Annotated in this window: 15 protein-coding genes; 1 reads left to right on the forward strand and 14 read right to left on the reverse strand. The window is 59.4% G+C overall.

Features of this window, described 5'->3' with window-relative positions; genetic code table 11:
* Window positions 1-36: 36 nt before the first annotated feature.
* From J3D54_RS23060 to J3D54_RS23125, 14 genes are all read right to left on the reverse strand, one after another.
* Complete coding sequence (locus tag J3D54_RS23060) at window positions 37-1659, reverse strand: glycosyltransferase family 39 protein (RefSeq protein ID WP_253423054.1); 1623 nt, start codon at window positions 1657-1659, stop codon at window positions 37-39.
* A complete protein-coding gene (locus J3D54_RS23065; RefSeq protein WP_253423056.1) occupies window positions 1632-3011 on the reverse strand; it encodes a UDP-glucose/GDP-mannose dehydrogenase family protein in 1380 nt (459 codons plus the stop codon). Before J3D54_RS23065 ends, J3D54_RS23060 begins: the two co-directional genes overlap by 28 nt.
* The gene (arnF, locus tag J3D54_RS23070; RefSeq protein WP_253423058.1) at window positions 3008-3421 is read right to left on the reverse strand and encodes a 4-amino-4-deoxy-L-arabinose-phosphoundecaprenol flippase subunit ArnF; all 414 of its coding nucleotides are present in this window, start codon (window positions 3419-3421) and stop codon (window positions 3008-3010) included. The genes J3D54_RS23065 and arnF overlap by 4 nt, the downstream gene beginning before the upstream one ends.
* Complete coding sequence (arnE, locus tag J3D54_RS23075; RefSeq protein ID WP_253423060.1) at window positions 3418-3762, reverse strand: 4-amino-4-deoxy-L-arabinose-phosphoundecaprenol flippase subunit ArnE; 345 nt, start codon at window positions 3760-3762, stop codon at window positions 3418-3420. Before arnE ends, arnF begins: the two co-directional genes overlap by 4 nt.
* Window positions 3759-5414 carry a lipid IV(A) 4-amino-4-deoxy-L-arabinosyltransferase gene (gene arnT, locus J3D54_RS23080; protein ID WP_253423063.1) on the reverse strand — a complete coding sequence of 552 codons (1656 nt, stop codon included), beginning with the start codon at window positions 5412-5414 and terminating at the stop codon, window positions 3759-3761. The genes arnE and arnT overlap by 4 nt, the downstream gene beginning before the upstream one ends.
* Window positions 5411-6295, reverse strand: a complete 885-nt coding sequence (arnD, locus tag J3D54_RS23085; RefSeq protein WP_253423066.1) for a 4-deoxy-4-formamido-L-arabinose-phosphoundecaprenol deformylase — start codon at window positions 6293-6295, stop codon at window positions 5411-5413. The genes arnT and arnD overlap by 4 nt, the downstream gene beginning before the upstream one ends.
* Window positions 6295-8289 carry a bifunctional UDP-4-amino-4-deoxy-L-arabinose formyltransferase/UDP-glucuronic acid oxidase ArnA gene (gene arnA / locus J3D54_RS23090; RefSeq protein ID WP_253423069.1) on the reverse strand — a complete coding sequence of 665 codons (1995 nt, stop codon included), beginning with the start codon at window positions 8287-8289 and terminating at the stop codon, window positions 6295-6297. Before arnA ends, arnD begins: the two co-directional genes overlap by 1 nt.
* Entirely contained in the window at window positions 8286-9305 is a 1020-nt protein-coding gene (gene arnC, locus J3D54_RS23095) for an undecaprenyl-phosphate 4-deoxy-4-formamido-L-arabinose transferase (RefSeq protein WP_253423071.1), read from the reverse strand. Before arnC ends, arnA begins: the two co-directional genes overlap by 4 nt.
* Entirely contained in the window at window positions 9302-10450 is a 1149-nt protein-coding gene (arnB, locus tag J3D54_RS23100) for a UDP-4-amino-4-deoxy-L-arabinose aminotransferase (protein ID WP_253423073.1), read from the reverse strand. The genes arnC and arnB overlap by 4 nt, the downstream gene beginning before the upstream one ends.
* Window positions 10451-10869: 419 nt before the next feature.
* Entirely contained in the window at window positions 10870-11940 is a 1071-nt protein-coding gene (locus J3D54_RS23105) for an ABC transporter ATP-binding protein (protein WP_253423075.1), read from the reverse strand.
* A complete protein-coding gene (locus tag J3D54_RS23110) occupies window positions 11937-13487 on the reverse strand; it encodes an iron ABC transporter permease (protein WP_253423078.1) in 1551 nt (516 codons plus the stop codon). Before J3D54_RS23110 ends, J3D54_RS23105 begins: the two co-directional genes overlap by 4 nt.
* Window positions 13488-13538: 51 nt before the next feature.
* Complete coding sequence (locus tag J3D54_RS23115) at window positions 13539-14555, reverse strand: iron ABC transporter substrate-binding protein (protein ID WP_253423080.1); 1017 nt, start codon at window positions 14553-14555, stop codon at window positions 13539-13541.
* A 262-nt stretch (window positions 14556-14817) separates the two neighbouring features.
* Window positions 14818-16233, reverse strand: a complete 1416-nt coding sequence (locus J3D54_RS30425; RefSeq protein ID WP_253423083.1) for a HAMP domain-containing sensor histidine kinase — start codon at window positions 16231-16233, stop codon at window positions 14818-14820.
* Window positions 16223-16888: a response regulator transcription factor gene (locus J3D54_RS23125; RefSeq protein ID WP_253423086.1), complete on the reverse strand. Its 666-nt coding sequence runs from the start codon at window positions 16886-16888 to the stop codon at window positions 16223-16225. Before J3D54_RS23125 ends, J3D54_RS30425 begins: the two co-directional genes overlap by 11 nt.
* Window positions 16889-17075: 187 nt before the next feature.
* On the opposite strand from J3D54_RS23125, the gene secF reads away from it, so the two are divergent.
* Window positions 17076-19640, forward strand: a complete 2565-nt coding sequence (gene secF / locus J3D54_RS23130; RefSeq protein ID WP_253423087.1) for a protein translocase subunit SecF — start codon at window positions 17076-17078, stop codon at window positions 19638-19640.
* The last annotated feature ends 2 nt before the right edge of the window (window positions 19641-19642 follow it).

Consider the following 19642-nt stretch of genomic DNA (forward strand, 5'->3'; position numbering starts at 1 on the left):
CGCACACCGAACGCAACCTCGCAGGCTCGGCAGGTGCTACAAGGGACTGACATGCAGGAGGACGAAATCGTTTTTATCGAAACGCCCACTCAGCACCGGTTGCAAATTACCCAGACGAGTGCCTTGCAGTGCTTTGTAGTCGTTTTGATCCATCATCACCCAGGCAGGCCCCGTAAGGGCTTCCAGTTCCTGAGTCGATTCGGTGAACTCCGGTTGCAAATCCTGCTCGATATTGACCATGAACTTGATCGCCTTGGCGTCTTTGCCCATGCCGTGCAGCACCAACGGCGCCGGGGCTTTTTGAACCTCTGTGAACGCGGCTCGGCTGAAGGTTTGCGTGTCGTAAAGCTGACGTTCGACCGGTTCATACACCAGGATATAAACCGACCACAGCGCCAGAACTGCACAACAGGCCAGCACCTCGGCTCGCCATCGAGCGCGGAACCACGCCACCAGTACGATGACTTGCAGGGCCGCAAGTACGATCAATACCGGCACAAAGGCAGGTGGTTGTGCTGGCAGACGCCGCTGAACGATCAGTAATGCGACGACCAACACCCCCGGTATCACCAACCACAGCCCTTGCATCAACCCCCGCAACCAACCGAATACTCGACCCTGCGCCACCTGAAACGGGTACGCGGCAATGATCGCCGCCATGGGCAGCATCGGCAGCAGGTAACGGGCCTTTTTCGCTTGGGGAATCGATAAGCCAATCATCACGATCAACCCGGCCGCTGTGCAGTATTGCAACAGGCGTAATGCCGGACCTGCCTGCCGTGGATTCGTCAGCCAGACCGCGGCCAATACCAGCAGCGCCAACGGATAGGCGAGCGCATAGTTGCCCAATGAAGCGGTGAAGTAATACAGCGAACCACTGACGCCTTCACTGCCGTCCATGCGCCCCATGAACTGCATGCGCACCACGTCATGCATGAAGGCCGTGCCACCGCTGACTTCGGCCAGCCACAGCAGTGCGCCGACACACACCACCAGCAATACCGCCGCCAACAGGCCAAAACCGAACAACCGCGACCATTGGCGATTGAGCAGGTAGTAGCTGCACAGCATACCGGTGGGGATCACCAGCCCGATCGGCCCGCGAATCCCGAAGCCCAACAGCAGCAACGCAAAAATCAGCGGCCACCGACGGGGCATCGCGAAATGATCTGCGGCATACCCAAGGTAGAACACCGAAAAAGCCACGGCCGCCAGCATCAGGTCCAGGGACACGGCACGGGTTTCAGTGACAAACGTACTGGTGAGCAACATCAACGCGATGCTCAGCAGCGCCCAGCGTGTGGAGCAGGGCGCGAGCAACCGGTACATCAACGTGACGATCACCGCAGCGCCGATGGCGCTTGGCAGCCAGGCCGTGAGGCTGTTGACCTGCCCGAACGGCAGGGACAGCAACCAGACGAACAATGTCGACAGCGCCGAGTAATCGGCATAGGGCTGGCCATAGGTAGTCGGGAAAAACGACGGCCCGTGGCGCAGCATTTCCTCGGCGAACAGCACGAACCGCGAATCGAAACCGATCGCCGTTTGCTGATAAGCCCCAGCGATGAACAGCATCAGCGTCAGCAGCCCGAACCCGAAGGACTGCCGACGAATGCCGGGCGATATAGTACTCACGCGACGACTGAGGCCGATGGCCATTGCTGAAGGGGAATTGGCAATTTGCGGGATTCACCACGTCCCATCGGGAAGTACAGGAAACCGCTACGGGCGAGGCGCTCGGCGTCGTACAGGTTACGCCCGTCGAAAATCACCGGTGCATTCAGACGTTGCTGGATCAGGTCGAAGTCCGGCGCCTTGAACTGCTGCCATTCGGTGCAGATGATCAACGCATCGGCCCCCGAAAGGACTGATTCCGGCGTGCCCATGAGCATCAGCTTCGGTTCGTCAGGATAAAGGTGTTGGGTTTCCTGCATGGCTTCCGGGTCGAACGCGCGTACATTGGCCCCCGCAGCCCACAGCGATTCCAGTAGCACCCGGCTCGGCGCATCGCGCATGTCGTCGGTGTTGGGCTTGAAGGCCAGGCCCCAAACGGCGAAGGTCTTGTCGCGCAAATCACCCTTGTAGAACGCGTTGATGCGTTCGAACAGTTTGTGTTTCTGCCGCTCGTTGATGGCCTCTACCGCTTGCAGCAGGTCGCTGTTGCAATGGGCTTCTTCGGCACTGTGAATCAGAGCGCGCATGTCCTTGGGGAAACACGAGCCGCCGTAACCGCAGCCGGGATAGATGAAGTGGTAACCGATGCGCGAGTCGGCACCGATGCCAAGCCGCACCGATTCGATGTCGGCACCCAGGTGTTCGGCCAGTTCGGCGATCTGGTTGATGAAGCTGATTTTGGTCGCCAGCATGCAGTTGGCGGCGTATTTGGTCAGCTCGGCACTGCGCAGGTCCATGAACATGACGCGGTCATGGTTGCGGTTGAACGGTGCATAGAGGTCGCGCATCACGTCGCGCACTTCATCGCCTTCACAGCCGATGATGATGCGGTCCGGACGCCGGCAATCGGCCACGGCCGAACCTTCTTTCAAAAACTCCGGGTTGGAAACGATATCGAACTGCAGCTGACGGCCGGCCTTGAGCAGGTACTGGTCGATATGGGCGCGTAGCGTATCGCCGGTGCCCACCGGCACCGTGGATTTCTCCACCAGAATCACCGGCTGTTCACGATGACGCGCGACCGCTTCACCCACGGACAACACGTATTGCAGATCCGCCGAACCATCCTCCCGGGACGGCGTGCCGACAGCGATGAACAGCACCTGGCCATGTTGCACCGCGAATTTTTCGTCCGAGGTGAAGTGCAGCCGCTTGGCGTCCAGGCTTTCACGCACCAGGCTGGCCAGCCCCGGCTCGAAGATGCTGACGTGACCTTGTTGCAGCAACGCTACTTTTTTCTCGTCGATGTCCATACACACTACGTCGTGGCCGACTTCGGCCAGGACGGCGGCTTGCACCAGACCAACGTAACCGCTACCAAATACACTGATTTTCATGATGCACTCCTAAGTTCGGGCGCGCGAGCAGGTCGAGAATTAATAGTGATAACACCCAGGATGACCAGCGCCACTCCCAGGGTTTTTGAAAGACTGAAGGATTCGTTGAACAGTGGCAGGCTGGCGGCCAACACATACACCAGCGCGTAGCTGATGCTCAGCAGCGAATAGGCACGGCCCAGGGGCACATCCCGCAGGGCGGCGAGCCAGGTGAGCATCGACACCGCATAGGCGAGGATGGCGACCAGAACGACAATCACAGCGTACACATCGACGCTGCCATTGCTCAAGGCCGCTAACCATTGTTCGGGATGCGGCAAACGAGTCATGCTCCAGCGCATACCCAACTGCGCGGCGGTGCTCAACAGCACGCTGCCCAGCGCGAAAGCGATTCCGCGACGCAGGCTCATGCGTGTTGCCCCAGCAGCGCCACGCCACCGATCACCAGCGCCACGCCCAACCAGTGACGGCGGTCGATGACTTCGTGAAAGACGAAACGGGCGACCAGTGTGATCAGCACGAAATTCAGGCTGAGCATGGGATAAGCGATACCGACTTCGAGACGCTGCAACACCAGCAGCCAGACCAGCAAGCCCAACCCCAGAGAGACGAGCGCCAGCCACAGCCAGGGCGAGCGCAGTTTCTCGCCCCAGCCCGAGGTCTTGCCACGCCAGCTTTCCACGGCGTACTTCTGGGCGATCTGGCCCAGGCAAGTCAGCAGGCAGGCGGTCAGTAGCAGCAACAGGCTCATGACGCATCCCGAGGGAAGATCAGAATCACCAGGTTGCCTTGTTCATAACGTTTGCCATCTTTGGGTAGCAGTTCGATTTCTTGCAGTTCGTCATCTCCTTTGACCCGCATCACCACGCCGACCGAACCACTCTGACGCGCTTCGCGCATCCACTGTTGCACGTGCTCGAGATCGACCCGCTGCTGCATGGCATCGGGATCAGGATAGTCGAGGCCGTATTTCAATTCGCCTATCGTGTTGTACAACGCCACCTCGGGGCGTTTCAAGCGCCAGGCCAGGGCCGAGGCAGCGCCCAGGTCGTTGCTCAACAGCTTGTCGGTTTGCGCCAGTTCCGGGGCGTGCTGGAGGATGAATTGGTCAGGCATCTTGTTTGCCACCACCGAATCCGGCATGCCGGCCGGCAGCACGCCGATCAGCAGCAAACTGCCAAAGGCCGGTGCCGCCCAGCATTGCAAGGGACGGAAGGCCTGCAGCAGGTTGGCCATGATCCAGCCGATCAACCCGATGAACACCAATACCAGGTTGTGCAGTTCGTGGGTGTACAACGGTTTTTTCAGTTGCAGATAGACCAGCGCAATCAGGACGATCAGGCCCAGCGTCATGTTCAGCAGGCCATTGATCCCCAGCACCCGGCCCTGTTCCCGCTTCAGTCGGTCCGCCAGGGCATGGCCCAGCAACAACGCAAGAGGCAGCAGGCAGGGCATGATGTAGGTCGGCAGTTTGCCGTTGCTCAGGCTGAAAAACAGCAAGGGCATCAGCAACCACAGCAGCAGGAACGCGATATTGGCTTGACGCCGGGTCTGCCAGGCCTGTTTCAACGCCGATGGCAGCAACGCCGCCCATGGCAGGCTGAACGCCACCAGCAGCGGCAGGTAGAACCACCATGGCGCATCGTGTTGAGCGTCATCCCCGGCGAAGCGGCGAATGTGTTCGTGCCAGAAGAAGAACCGCCAGTAATCGGGTTCCTGCGCGTGCACCGCCAAGGCCCACGGCAAGCTCACCGCGATGGCCACGACAATCGCCACCGGGCCGTAAGTCAGCAGTTCCCGCCAGCGCTTCTGCCAGAGCACCCAGGGCAGGGCGATCAACACCGGCAACGCCCAGGCGAGGAAGCCCTTGGTCATGAAGCCCATGCCGCAGGCCAGCCCCAATACTGCCCAGCCGAGCAGACGCTGGCCACGGCTGGTGCTGTCAAACGCAAACCACAAAGCCACCAGACTCAGGTTGACCCAGAAGGTGAATTGCGGATCAAGGTTAGCGTAGCCGGCTTGCCCGGCGACGATCGTAAAACTCATGTACAGCAGCGCACAGGCAAAACTCTTGCGCGGCTCGTTCCACAGTCGGTGAGCGATCAGATAACACAGCAACACGCTCAGCCCGGTACTGAGCACCGAGGCAATACGTACGCCAAACAGATTGTCGCCAAACAGCGCCTGGCCGATGGCGATCATCCAGTAGCCCGCGATGGGCTTTTCGAAGTAACGCAGGCTCATGAAATGCGGTGACACCCAGTTACCGCTCAGGAGCATGTCTTGGCTGATCTGGGCGTAACGGGTTTCATCGGGAATCCATAGGCCGTGAGAGCCCAGCGGCAGCAGGTACGCCAGCGCCAGAACGACCAGTAAAAAAGGCAATGCCCAGGGTTTGCTCATACGCCTTGAACCCCTAGCCAGCCTTCGCGCCCCTCAAGAGTCCCGCGTACGACCCGGCCCTTCGGCAAGATGACGGAGGCGTCGGGTAGCAAACTGCCCAAGGGTTGGAAATGAATATCACGTTGGCGAGCATCGGCCAATAATTGGCGAAAATCGTTGGCCATCAGAATCCCTTCTACTTCAGCATGGATAGTGTAGACGTTGAGTTTTTGCGGGGAGAACCGCTCAAGAATGAAGGCGTTGAAGTCTTTGGCTGCGACGGTCGGGCCGACCACCTCGTCGAAGGTCGGCAGGTCCACAGGAATCTGTGGCGCCCCCGAACTGCCATCGGCCAGGGTCGGCCGGAACAGTTGCTGGCCTCGACAATCGCTGTTGTAGCGAAAGCCAAAACCTTGCTTGGCTTCGATCACACGCTCGTCCGCCCGCCAACCGGCGGATGCCGAGCATTCGACTTTTTGCCCGAGGATGTCACTGAGGCTATCGACGCCACGGCGAATCTGCTCGATCAGTTGCGCCTGGCTCCAGCGTCCGGCATTGGCCTGCCAGCCGTGGTGATCCCAGGCGTGCAGGCCGACTTCATGCCCGGCCGCCTGGGCCTGACGCATCAGGTGCCCGAGGTCGCGACCGATCGGTTTGCCCGGCCACGCGGTGCCGGCCAGCAAAATGTCCCAGCCATACAGGCCGGCAGCGTTGGAACGAAGCATCTTCCAGAGAAACTGCGGACGGATAAGGCGCCACAAGTGGCGCCCCATGTTGTCTGGCCCGACGCTGAAGAAAAACGTCGCCTTGACCTGTGCTTCATCGAGCATTTCGAGTAACCGCGGCACCCCTTCACGGGTGCCTCGGTAGGTGTCGACATCGATTCGAAGGCCTGCCTGCATCAACGTTTTTTGTCCGCGATTTCGAGCATCGCCTCGCGCAGGAAGAAGTCCAGCGTGTTGCCGATGGTCTCGCTCATCTCCACCGTAGGCGCCCAGTCAAGCAGACGCTTGGCGTTGGCGATGCTCGGTTTGCGATGAGACACGTCCTGATAGCCGGTGCCGTAGAAGGCCTTGCTTTCGATATCGCGGAAACCGGCGAATGGCGGGAAGTTGTCGCGCAACGGGTGAGCCTCGAACTGACGCAGCAGTTCTTCGCCCAACTGACGAATGCTGGCTTCGTTGTCCGGGTTGCCGATGTTGATGATCTGGCCGTTACAGGCATCGTTGTCGTTGTCGATGATCCGCGCCAGGGCCTCGACGCCATCGGCGATGTCGGTGAAGCAGCGTTTTTGCTCGCCGCCGTCGAACAGGCGAATCGGCGTGCCTTCCACCAGGTTCAGGATCAACTGGGTGATGGCCCGGGAACTGCCGATACGCGCCGAGTCCAAACGGTCCAGGCGTGGCCCCATCCAGTTGAAAGGGCGGAACAGGGTGAAATTCAGGCCTTTCTGGCCGTAAGCCCAGATCACTCGGTCAAGCAGCTGCTTGGAGATCGAGTAGATCCAGCGTTGCTTGTTGATCGGCCCGACCACCAGGTTGGAGCTGTCTTCGTCGAAGTTGGCGTCCTGGCACATGCCATAGACTTCGGAGGTCGACGGGAAGATTACGCGCTTGTTGTATTTGACGCAGTAGCGAACCAGTTTCAGGTTCTCTTCGAAATCCAGTTCGAACACACGCAGCGGATTGCGGGTGTATTCGATCGGCGTGGCGATCGCCACCAGCGGCAGGACCACGTCGCACTTCTTGATGTGGTATTCGATCCACTCCGAGTGGATGCTGATATCGCCTTCGACGAAGTGGAAGTTCGGATGGCTACGCAGGCGCTCGATGGCGTCCGAACCGATGTCCAGGCCGTACACTTCATAGCGGTCGTCACGCAGCAGACGCTCGGACAGGTGATTGCCGATGAAGCCGTTGACGCCAAGGATCAGCACTCGGGTGCGGCGCGGTGCACGGCCCGATTCGGCGCCACGCAGCACAGAACCATCGACCAGCCCCAGCTCGTTGGCCAATTGTGGGCCGCTGAGGTACAGGCCGTTGTCGTTGCGCTGGCCGGCGTTGATCACCAGCGAGTCTACGCCGCAGGCAATTCGCAGCGGATCGACGCTGATAACCCGACCGGGTGCCTGGCCTTCATTGCCCTTGACGACATCCGCGTTCCAGACAATCAACTTGTGCTCGCCCACGGCACAGAACGCGCCTGGGTAAGGCTGGGTCACGGCACGAACCAGATTGAACAGTTCTTCGGCCGGTTTGCTCCAGACCAGTTTGCCGTCCGCCGGGGTGCGACGCCCAAACACTGTGGCTTTGGATTCGTCTTGGGCTGTTTCGCTGATTTTGCCTTGAAGCAGTGCAGGCAAGGTGTCGTGCAGCAGATCACTGGCGGCCTGGCGCAATTTGCCGTGCAGGGTCAGCGCGGTGTCGGTGCGCTCGATCGCCACCCGTTGCTGGGCAATGATGGCGCCGGCATCGGCACGTTTGACCATGCGGTGCAGGGTCACGCCGGTCTCGGTTTCACCGTTGACCAGTACCCAGTTGGCCGGTGCGCGGCCACGGTAGCGAGGCAACAACGAACCGTGCAGGTTGAAGGCGCCTTTGCTGGCCGTGGCCAACAGTGGTTCGCTCAGCAGGTTGCGGTAGTAGAACGAAAACAGGTACTCGGGGTTGAGTTTGCTGATGCGCTCGATCCACAGCGGGTGGTTGGCGTCTTCCGGGGCGTGCACCGGGATGCCTTTACGGGCGCACAGTTGCGCAACCGAGCCATAGAACGCATTTTCCTTCGGGTCATCGGGATGGGTGAACACGGCTGCAATCTCGAAACCGCTGGCAAGCAGGGATTCGATGCCGGCACAGCCAATATCGTGATAAGCGAAGACAACAGCTTTTGCACTCATGAGAGAACCTGATCTGAAGAAGTGGAAGTAAGACCGTCAACGGTGACAACGGGAGCAGGAGCAGGGGGGGTATTACGTAAAACCTTTTCGATAAAGAACCGTGGACGCGCCCGGACGTCGCTGTACATGCGGCCCAGGTACTCGCCAAGCAGGCCCATGCCAATGAATTGCCCACCGGTGAACACGAAAAGCACGGCGAACAGGACGAACGTACCGCCGCCTGCCCAACCGGCGCCGAAGACCATGCGCAGCATGATCAACGCGATGGCGAACAGCACGCCGAGGCCGGCCATGCCGAAACCGACGATGCTCAGTAATCGCAGCGGTGTGGTCGTCATGCAGGTGATCAGATCGAACATCAGATTGATCAGGCGCATTGGGCTGTATTTGGATTCGCCGTGTTCGCGTTCGGCGTGGGTCACCAGAATTTCCGTGGTGTGCCGGGCGAAGCTGTTGGCCAGGATCGGGATAAAGGTGCTGCGTTCACGGCAGGCGAGCATCGCGTCGACGATGGTCCGGCGATAGGCACGCAGCATGCAGCCGTAATCGGTCATGGCAACGCCGGTGGAGCGTTGCACGGCGAGGTTGATCAGCTTCGACGGCCAGCGACGCAAGGCCGAGTCTTGACGGTTGTTGCGCACCGTGGCGACCACGTCATAGCCCAGTTCGGCCTGAGCCACCAGCCGCGGGATTTCTTCCGGCGGGTTTTGCAGGTCGGCGTCGAGGGTGATCACCACATCGCCCTTGCACTGTTCGAACCCGGCCATGATCGCCGCGTGTTGGCCGTAGTTGCGGTTGAGAATGACCGCCACCACCGGGCTGTGATCACGACAGGCCGCTTCCTCGAGGATTTGCGCCGAGTTGTCGCGGCTGCCGTCATCGACCAATACAATTTCGTAGTCATGGTGCAATTGCTGGCACGCCGCTTCAGTGCGCCGGAGCAACTCGGGCAGACTGTCTTCCTCGTTATAGACCGGGATGACGATTGATACGCAACGGATCGGATAAGGTTTCACAGGCTTGCATCCAGTGTTTTTTCAATGGCGCCGACGACACGATCGACATCATCGGTGGTCATGTCGGGGAACAACGGGATCGAACACAACCGCGCCGAATTCCATTCGGTGTTGGGCAGGTAGATGTTGGGGAACCGCTGGCGATAGTAAGTGTGCAGGTGTGTAGCGATGAAGTGAATACCGGTGCCGACGTTCTGTTCCTGCAACGCCTTCATGAACGCCTCGCGATCCAGCCCGCAACGTTCGGCGTCGATGCGCAGGATGAACAGGTGCCAGGCGTGCTGTTGCGCATACGACGGAATGGCCAGCGGCTGCACCGGCAGGCCTTCCAGGCGCTGCAGGTAGGTCTGGGCCAGCTCTGTGCGCTTGGCGTTGATCGCGTCCAGGCGCTCCAGCTGCACCAGGGCGATGGCGGCATTGATGTCGGCCAGGTTGTACTTGAAGCCGGGTTCGATCACCTGGGCCTGAGGTTTTCGGCCGTGGGTGAGGCGGTCGTAGGCGTCGACGCCCAGGCCATGGAACTTGAGCATGCGCACTCGATTGGCCAGGGCTTCATCGTCAGTGACGAACATCGCGCCCTCGGCGCAGGTCATGTTCTTGATCGCATGGAACGAGAAGATCGCCGTGCCTTGGGCGCCGACGTGCCGACCTTTATAGAAAGTGCCCGCCGCGTGAGCCGCGTCTTCGATGACGGCGATGCCATGTTTGTCGGCCAGATCGTAGAGCGGATCGAGGTCGAATGCCGCGCCGGCGTAATGCACTGGAATGATTGCCTTGGTGCGAGGCGTGATCGCGGCTTCGATGCTCGCCAGGTCGCTCATCAACGTGTCGCGGTCAACGTCGACGAAAACCGGCGTCGCACCGAGCAGGCAGATCATGTTGGCGGTCGACACCCAGGTCTGCGACGGTGTGATGACTTCGTCGCCAGGACCAATGCCCAATGCCAGTAATGTGATATGCATGCCACCGGTCGCCGAGGACAACGCAACGGCATGCCGACAGCCAACATAGTTGGCAAAGTGTTCTTCCAGTTGCTGGTTTTTCGGCCCAGTAGTGATCCAGCCAGAGCGCAGTACTTGCTCTACCGCGGCAATTTCTTCGTCGCCGATACTAGGGCGAGAGAAGGGGAGAAACGCCTGACTCATGGGCACCTCAGAACTGAGAAAAAAATAGACTATCAGGCTTAAGCTTTGGATCCAACACTAGCCTAGACTCTAAAACAAAAGCTGCATCAAGCAGTTGCCAGAAATTTGTGACAAATTACATCGATTGACTTTGCTTGTCGTGACCGGCAGGTTGGACGCTATCAAGACGCCATCTCGTATCGGTTGAGGTTAAGCGCGATTTTGTGAAAGGAACATGAAAAAGCGGTAGGCGATTCGTTTATTTGAAACCCATACAGGGACTGTTCAGGCTTCTACCGCTCATCGCACTTTTTTGTAGGGGAAGGCGTACAGAAGTGTCCGCCTTAATGGAGTTGTGCTGCTTTGCTTAGTTGTTTTTTTGAACTGTTATATTCAGGGCGGTTTCGTTTGACTGACTGACCTGTTACCCATTCATAAGCTTAAGGCTCGCTCAGTACATGAGCATGGCCGATGGTCGAGACATGAACTTCGCTGCCAGCGGGTGGCGCGTGCATGCCGGAACTGCGCACCAGCAACGAACGCCCCGGACGCTGATCAGCTGCCAACGTCTGCAATTCCACAGTCAAAGTGCAGGTATTACCACCGAAATCGCATTCGGTCACCACGCCGCGACAGCCGTCCGATTGCGCCAGGCCGTGGGGTGCGCTGGTCAGTTGAAGTTGCTCGGGGCGCAGCATGATTTGCGCCGATCGGTTGTTTCTGTGGTTGTTGACCGGTATACGACCCAGATCGCAATGAGCCCAGCCTGCTTCGATTCTGGCCGGCATGACCACGGCATCCCCGAGAAACAGGGCGGTTTGTTCATCGGCGGGATAGCGGTAAAGGTCTAGCGGATGTCCGGATTGCACTAACCGGCCCTGACGCATCACCGCCAACTGATCGGCGAACGATAACGCTTCACTTTGATCGTGCGTCACCAGAATGGTGGTGACACCGGCGTCAGCCAGAAGCCGTGCGACCAATTTGCGCATGGCGGCGCGCAAACCGGTGTCGAGCGCCGAAAACGGTTCATCCAGCAACATCAACCGTGGTTGTTGCGCCAGGGCACGGGCCAGCGCGACACGCTGTTGCTGGCCGCCGGAGAGTTCATGCGGCCAACGATTGGCCATACTCGAATCCAGCGCCACACTATCCATCAGCTCAGCGATACGTTCCTGCTTGGCAACGCCCTTGGCCGCAAGCCCGAAACCGATATTGGCGGCTACGGTCATGTGTGGGAACAGTGCACCATCCTGCGGAACATAGCCGATCAACCGTTGATGCGCGGGGACCTCGCGGGTGCCGTCGACCAGTGTCTGACCATTGAGCGCAAGGCTGCCCGAGTCCGGGAATTCGAAACCGGCGATCATTCGTAGCAAAGTGGTCTTACCCGAACCGGAGGGGCCGACGATAACCGTACGGCTTCCCGTCGGCACCGACAGGCTGATGTTCTCCAGGGCTCGGTGAGAACCGTAGGACTTGCAGATCGAGTGGAGTTCAAGAGCGTTCATCGGCCAGCCGTGCGTTTGGATTGGTGATAAAGAAGTCCGGTTAACGGAAGCGACAGCAGAATCATGAGCAAGGCATAGGGCGCAGCGGCGGCATAGTCGATTTCACTGGTCATTGCCCAGAAACCGGTGGCCAGGGTGCGCGTGCCATTGGGGGCGAGCAGCAGGGTCGCGGTCAACTCATTGCTGACCGCCAGAAACACCAGCGCAGCGCCAGCAGCCGCACCGGGTGCGGCCAGACGTAGAGTGATCAGCCACAACGCACGACCGGGCGAACGGCCGAGGCTGCGGGCCATGTTCTCCAGCTCCACCGGCGCCTGGGCGATGCCTGCGCGCAAGCTCACCAGGGCGCGGGGCAAAAACATCAGTAGATAAGCCAGCAGCACGGTGACGGTGGTCTGGTAAATCGGCCGGGCGAAATGAATCGTCAGGGTCACCAATGCCAGCGCAACGACAATCCCCGGCAACGCGCTGGTAATGTAGTTGCAGCTTTCCAGCACACGCTGCAACGGGCCAGGCGAGCGAATCGACAGCCAGGCAATCGGGATGGCCGCGCAGGTGGTAATGAGCGCGCCGGCGGCCCCGAGCATCAGGGTTTGTTCCAGCGCCGGCAGCAGTTCACTCAGGTGCCAGACCTGCGCACCACCGGCGGTCAGCCACTTGCCAAGGGTGATCAACGGTACACCGAGTGCCAGGGCACAGGTGATGCCTTGGAGCATGAGCGCGAGCAGGGTGGTGTGCAGATTCAAGCGCACGATCCTTTGTTCGCGCGCGCTTCCCGAGCCGACCCGTGCGTAACGCGCCGTGCCGCGAGCAGCCGACTCGGCCGTCAGCATGGCCAGGCAGCAGAGCGCGAGGACGCCGGCGAGCATATTGGCGGCAGGTCCGTTGAAGGTGGACTTGAACTGATCGAAGATGGCCGTGGTGAAGGTGTCGAAGCGTATCATCGCGTACAGACCGTACTCGGCCAGCAGGTGCAGCCCCACCAGCAGGGCGCCGCCGCAGATGGCCAGACGCAATTGCGGCAGCACCACACGAAAGAACACCGCCCAGGGCTTGAGCCCCAATGACTCGGAGACATCTTCGATGGCCGGATCCAGCCGGCGCAAAGTTGCTGCTATCGGCAGGTAAAGAAACGGGAAATAGGCGATGACCGAAACCAGAACGCCGGCAAACAGCCCATGAATCGGCGGCACCAGACTGACCCAGGCATAGCTGTGCACGAATGCCGGCACTGCCAGCGGCGCCGTCGCCAACAGCGACCACCAGCGCCGCCCCGGCAAGTTGGTGCGTTCCGTCAACCAAGCCAGAGCCAGCCCTAGTGCGATGCACAAGGGAATGGTGAGCAATACCAGCAGCACGGTGTTGATCAGCAACTCGCCGACGCGTGGGCGCCATACCAGCGTGACAAGCGTCGCCCAGCCTGTCTGCACCGACACGCCGATGACGAAGGCAATCGGCAGTAATGCCAGCAACGACACCAGCACCGACAAACCAATCACCCATGCGCCACCGCGGCCCGCGAAGACGCCGCGAGAGCGTGCGCGCAAGTGTGCAGAGGGCGCCGCAACGACCTCTGCCGGTAAAGTTTCAGGAAACAATTAGAGCAACCCAGCCTGTGTCATCAGCTCTACAGCCTTTCTGCTGTCGAGTTTCGAAACGTCGACAGTCGGGGCGTCGAGTTGCTGCAACGGCACCAGTTTCGGGTTGGACTCTGCGTTCTTGCCCACGGCGTATTCAAACGAGTTGCCGGTCTTGAGGATCGCCTGGCCGTCCTTGCCGGTTATCCATTTCAGGAATGCCTGGGCCTGTTCCTTGTGTTGGCTGGAAGCCAGGACGCCACCGCCGGACAGGCTGACAAAGGCACCTGGATCCTTGTGTTTGAAGTAGTTCAGCGAGGTGTTCTTGCTGTTCTCGCCAGTCTTGGACTGATCGACGAAGCTGTAATAGTGATAGATCACGCCACTGTCGATCTGCCCGGCATTGACGGCCTTGAGCACGGCGCTGTTGCCCCGGTAGGCGGTGAAGTTGGTTTTCATGGCTTTCAGCCAGTCAAGAGTGGCGGCTTCACCCTTGAGCTCCAGCACGGCAGCGACAATGGCCTGGAAGTCGGCACCGGCCGGCGAAGCGGCCCAGCGGCCTTTCCAGCTCGGTGCGGCGAGGTCCATCAGTGATTTTGGCAAATCGGCTTCGGCCAGCTTGCTCGGGTTGTAGACGAACACCGTGGAGCGTGCGGCGATCCCGACCCATTTGCCATGTGCCGGACGATAGGCCGCGCCCACTTGTTCCAGCGTGCTCGGCGCAACCGGTGCAAACAGCCCCGCGTTGTCGACCAGCACCATGGCCGGGGAGTTTTCGGTCAGGAACACGTCGGCCGGGGAGGATGCACCTTCTTGCACAAGCTGATTGCCCATCTCGGTGTCGTCGCCATTGCGCACGGTCACTTTGATGCCGGTTTCCTTGGTGAAGCCTTCAACCCAGGATTTGGTCAGACTTTCGTGTTGAGCGTTGTAGACCACGATACCGTCAGCCTGCTCAGCGGCATACACGTGACCGGCACTGAGGAAAGCAGTGGTCAGCAATGCTTTTTTAAGGAACGAGGGGATGCGGGAAATCATTCTGTCGACGGCTCCTGTTTTTTTAGTCAACACGCGTGGATTCATTAGCGGAACAATGCGAATCATTTGCATGTTTGAGTCGCCGCGAATGTAGAGAGCCAAATGAGAAAAAAATGTCAAAAAAACCGTAAATAGTTGTCATTTACTGTCGACGGATAACCCGAGCCGACGCTGCGGTGAGCAACTCTCAAACAATATTGTCGATCAGAGTGTGGTTAGGCACCGCGGCTCAACGTTGGCCTGGTCTGACGTGACACCGGGCTCAAGACTTATAACGCATAATGGCAATGGTGACACGAGTCCCTGTCTGCGGCGTACTTTGAACCGTCAGATGTCCACCCAGTCTTTCGACAATCCGCTTGCAGTGGGCAAACCCAAGCCCGAACGACGATGGTTGCGAGCGTGCGGCGTCGGCCCGAAAAAACACTTGCCCCAACTGCCAGACCTCTTGCGTGGACATGCCTGCACCGCTATCGCTGATCCGGATGATCAAACCGTTGCCCGGTTGTTCGTCCAGGGTGACCTCGACAGTGCCGCCGGCCGGGGTGTACTTGATGGCGTTGTCCAGCAGGTTGCCAAACACCACTTCCCACTGTTCCGGACCTCCAGCGACTTGAGCCTGATGATCCTCCAGCAGATGCAGGGAGAGACTGAGGCCCTTGAGTTCGGCGGCCTTGCGCCAACGCTCGACGGCATTGAGCGCATTGTCATTCAACCCGCTCGCCTGCCCGGCAATGTCGTCGGTGCCCTCCAGTTGCGCAAGGCTCAACAGGCCGAGAGACAGACGCTTGAGCACTTGCATTTCGGCCAGAACATCACGACAGGTCTGGGCGTAATCTTCTGCATGCCGTGGCCGCGTCAGAATGACCTCCAGCGCAGAGGTCACGGCAGCAATCGGCGTCTTCAGTTCATGGGAGGCGTTGGCGATAAACAGCCGTTGATGTTCCAGCACCTCCTGAACCGCCGCTTCCATTTGCGCGTAGCTGTCGAACAGCAGTTTTTCTTCCGCCGAATGCGCCTCGAACACCACCCGGCGGGTGAATTCCGGCGGCTTCAATGTGCGCAGCTGTCGAGCGAAATGGCGAAGGTTGCGGGTGGAGAGCGACACCACGATAAAACTGCCAAGCGTCGTCAACAGCAATATCCCTATCGCGGCCAGCGCCACCACACGTTTGAAGGCGGCGACCGCATTGAGTACCGGTTGCGCGTTGGTGGCGACCAGCAGCCTGGCTTTCAGCGGACCTTCGGGGCTGGCGCGCTCAAGGACGCCCATCTGCGCGATCCATTTTTCGTAACCGACATCGAACAGGAACGTCTCTTCGTCGTCAGCGCGAACCTGATTCATGGCCTCGCGAAGTGCTTTGCGCATTAGCGGCGCCGGCCCCCAGGAATCTTGCAACAGTTCGCCCGAAAGCGATGACAAGTCAAAATACAGGTCGCGATCGTGATCCAGCTCCGAGGCGAATTCACCCTGGCGCTGATAGACCAACTGCGCATTTTCGACGCTGATCAGCGACTCGATGACGTCCGACTGGGTATCAAGATGGTGCCGCAGTTCATCGAGCCGGGTGGTTTGCACCCAATGACTCAGCCACACATAGCCGATGAGCAGCACACACGCCTGAACCACGAACAGTGTGAGTGCGATTTTGATATTCAGCGCCAGGTTACGCCACACGAAGGATCAACCCTTTGCCGCGAATGGTTTCAATCTCGACGTCGGCCCCGGCCAACTTGCGTCGCAGGCGATTGAGCAACACGTCCAGGCTGTTGCTGTCCGGCTCGCTGTCGAAAGGGTAGAGCAGCCCCAGCAACACCGCGCGGGTCTGCAATTGATTAGCTTTGCCGGCCAGCGCCACCAGCAGGTCGTATTCCATGCCCGTGAGCTCCAACGGACGGTCGCCGATGCTGACCCGCAAGGTGTCGAGCTCGATGCTCAGATTGCCCAGTGTCAGTGATTTAGAGCCACGGGCGATCGAGCGTCGATAGAGGGCATTGAGCCGCGACACCAACTCGATCATTTCGAAAGGTTTGCTCAGATAGTCGTCGGCGCCGCGATCCAGCCCCTGTACTCGATCCACCACCTCGCTTCTGGCGGTGACCATGATCACCGGCACGTCGTTGCCCTTGCCGCGCAGCACATTGAGTACATCCAGACCAGACATTTGCGGCAGCATCCAGTCCAGCACCAACACGTCGTATTCACTCGCATCGGCGTAGTACAAGGCCTCTTTGCCATCCCTGGCCAGATCCACTACCCAGCCTTCTTCCTCAAGTCCGCGCTTGATGCTGTTACCCAGCAGGGCATTATCTTCGGCCACCAGAACCTTCATCACTCGCTCTCTGAACAGGCATGCAGGCGTGCATTCATTGCATGTCCGGCACGCGCTGGCAAGCCGTCGCGCAGCCATATGACTTCGTTAACAAACGATTCATTTTCGCTTCTTTAGACTGCCCGCCAGTGGTGAACGAGCCCTTCGGCCTCGATTCGCTTTTCAGTCCCTTATCTGGATTTCTTCCATGAGCCTTTCCAGTCGACGCCTGTCGTTCATCCTCCTGACGGGGTTTCTAGCCTGTCTGGTGGCCGCGACATTTTCCAGCCTGGCCACTCATGTGCGCTTCGGGCTGGAATTTCGCGGTGGTTACGAGATTTATTACGTTGTGAACCCGGCACCGGGCAAAACCCTGCTCGCCAAGGATGACCTGTTGCAGACGGTCGCAATCCTGAGTAAACGTGCAGACAGCATTGGTATTACCGAGCCGGACATCCGTGTCGAGGGCGCCAACCATATTCGGGTGAAACTGGCAGGCCTGACGTCCGCCGAAGAGTCACGCTCGCTGCTCGGAAGTTCGCAGGGGTTGCCCACGCAGCTGACCGAGAAATACACCCAGACCGTTGGCAGCGTGCTGGGCAAAACCGCGCTGGCGGAAACCGTTCAGGCTGGTTTGATCGGCATCGCCTGTATTTTCCTGTTGTTGGTGGGGCTGTACCGCACCGCCGGTTTGATCGCCGCGTTTTGTACGCTGGTCTACCTGTGGCTATTGCTGATTGTGTTCACCGCCTCCGGTGCCACTTTGTCGCTGTCGGCGGTGGTCGCGTTTGTGCTGGGCATTGGTATGGCGGCGGATGCGAGCATCATTTGCCTGGAACGTATGCGCGAGGAAATCGACCTCGGCCGGTCTCTGCGCGAAGCCGTGGAAAACGGCTTTAAAGGCTCGCTGCCGACGATACGTGATGCAAACCTGGTGACCGCACTGGCGATGATTGCCTTGTTCGCGGCCGGCATCGGGCCGATTCAAGGATTTGCGCTGACCATGTTGGTGAGCATCGTGATCAGTGTCGCCACTAACTTCTTTCTGATTCGCCGGCTGATGCTGTGGCTGGTCGATACCCAGTGGGTCAGCCAGCGCGGGTTGATCGGCAAGGGCAAGTCGCGCACCACCAAGGCCCGCCGTTTCAACTTCGTGGGACGGGGTAAAACGGCGATTGTGGTGTCGTTGCTGACCATCGTTTCCGGCTCGCTGTACTACCGCGCTCACGGCTTGAACCTGGACATCGACTTTACCGCCGGTACCGCACTGGACATCGACGTCGACCGTGCAATCACTCAGGAAACCGCCACGCAAATCATGACCGGGGCGGGCACCATCCCGGCCACCGTGGCCGTGGGCGGCGCACAGAACCAGCACATCGCCGTGCGCTTCGATGAAGTGCTCAAACCGGCTGATCTGAAGCAGATCATTGCTGCGTTCAAGGGCAAGTATCAGACCGTGGAGTACGAGGAAAACACCGCAGACCCTGGTGTTGCACGGGATTTTGCCACTCGGGCTATTTATGCGGTGATTGCGGCATTCGCCAGCATTGCGATCTATATCGGTCTGCGTTTCTCCTGGGCCATCGCCTTGGCAACCTTGCTGCCAATTATTCAGGATATTCTCATCGTTTCGGCGATCTTCTCGCTGTTCAAGTTGGAGATCGACGTCACTTACATCGCTGCATTGCTGACGATCATCGGCTATTCACTTAACGATAAGATTGTGATCTTCGGACGCATTGTCGAAAACGTGAAAAAGTCCCCGCCGATGGATGCGCTGGCCTTGTGGGGTTTGATCAATCTGAGCATCAGCCAGACGCTGGGGCGTTCGCTGTACACCGTGCTGACAGTGGTGATGGCGTCTACCTGCCTGTATCTATTTGCCTGCGAACCATTGCAGATGTTCTCGCTGGCTCTGGTGCTGGGCCTGATCTCCGGCGCCGTGTCGTCGATTTTCATGTCCAGCGCTATCTGGCTGACGCTGTCCCGGCGAAAACTTCAAGTGGCGAAGGTTGGCTCGATGTTGAAAGTCAGCCCCAAACGCATCCCGCATCTGGCGTCCACGCCGTTCCTGGGTGCACTGCTGGTCGTCTGCATGGTTGGAGTCGGTGGATGGTTCTGGGTGCCGGCCCAGGCAACGTCCGGCAAAACGGCGGTTAGCGCCTCGACTTCACTCGGCGATTTGTCGAGTTTCCGGACGATTACCGTAGACACTGCCCGTTTAGTGGACACCGGCGACCTGAAGGCGGCCAAGGCCCGCATCACCGATCTGGAAACAGCCTGGGATCAGGCCGAAGAAACCCTGCGGCCGAAGTCGCCGGCATCCTGGACGTCGGTCGACAAATCGATCGACCGTGCGCTGTCCCAATTGCGTTCTGGCAAACCGGACCCGAAAGCCTGTGCCGACGCCCTGAAAACCCTGCTGGCCAAGCTTGATAGCCAGCAGGTCGGTACCGTCACCGCCGTGGCAGCACCTTCTGCGGGGGCGATGGGCGACTTGTCCTACCTGACGGTCATCATTACCGACACCGAAAAACTGCTCGGCATTGGCGACATGAAAGGCGCACGCGCCAGGATCACCGACCTGGAAAGCACCTGGGACCAAAATGAGGAAAAGCTGCGGGCGATTGATCCTGAAGGCTGGACCTCCATCGACAAGTCCCTGGACCGGGCGTTGAAGCAAGTCAGAACCGGGTCGCCGGATCTGACTGCGTGTACTGAGGCGCTGAAAACCCTGGCGACGAAGATCGACAGCAAGCGCCTGCACTGACA

It is taken from the genome of Pseudomonas sp. GGS8 (assembly GCF_024168645.1).
Taxonomy (GTDB): domain Bacteria; phylum Pseudomonadota; class Gammaproteobacteria; order Pseudomonadales; family Pseudomonadaceae; genus Aquipseudomonas.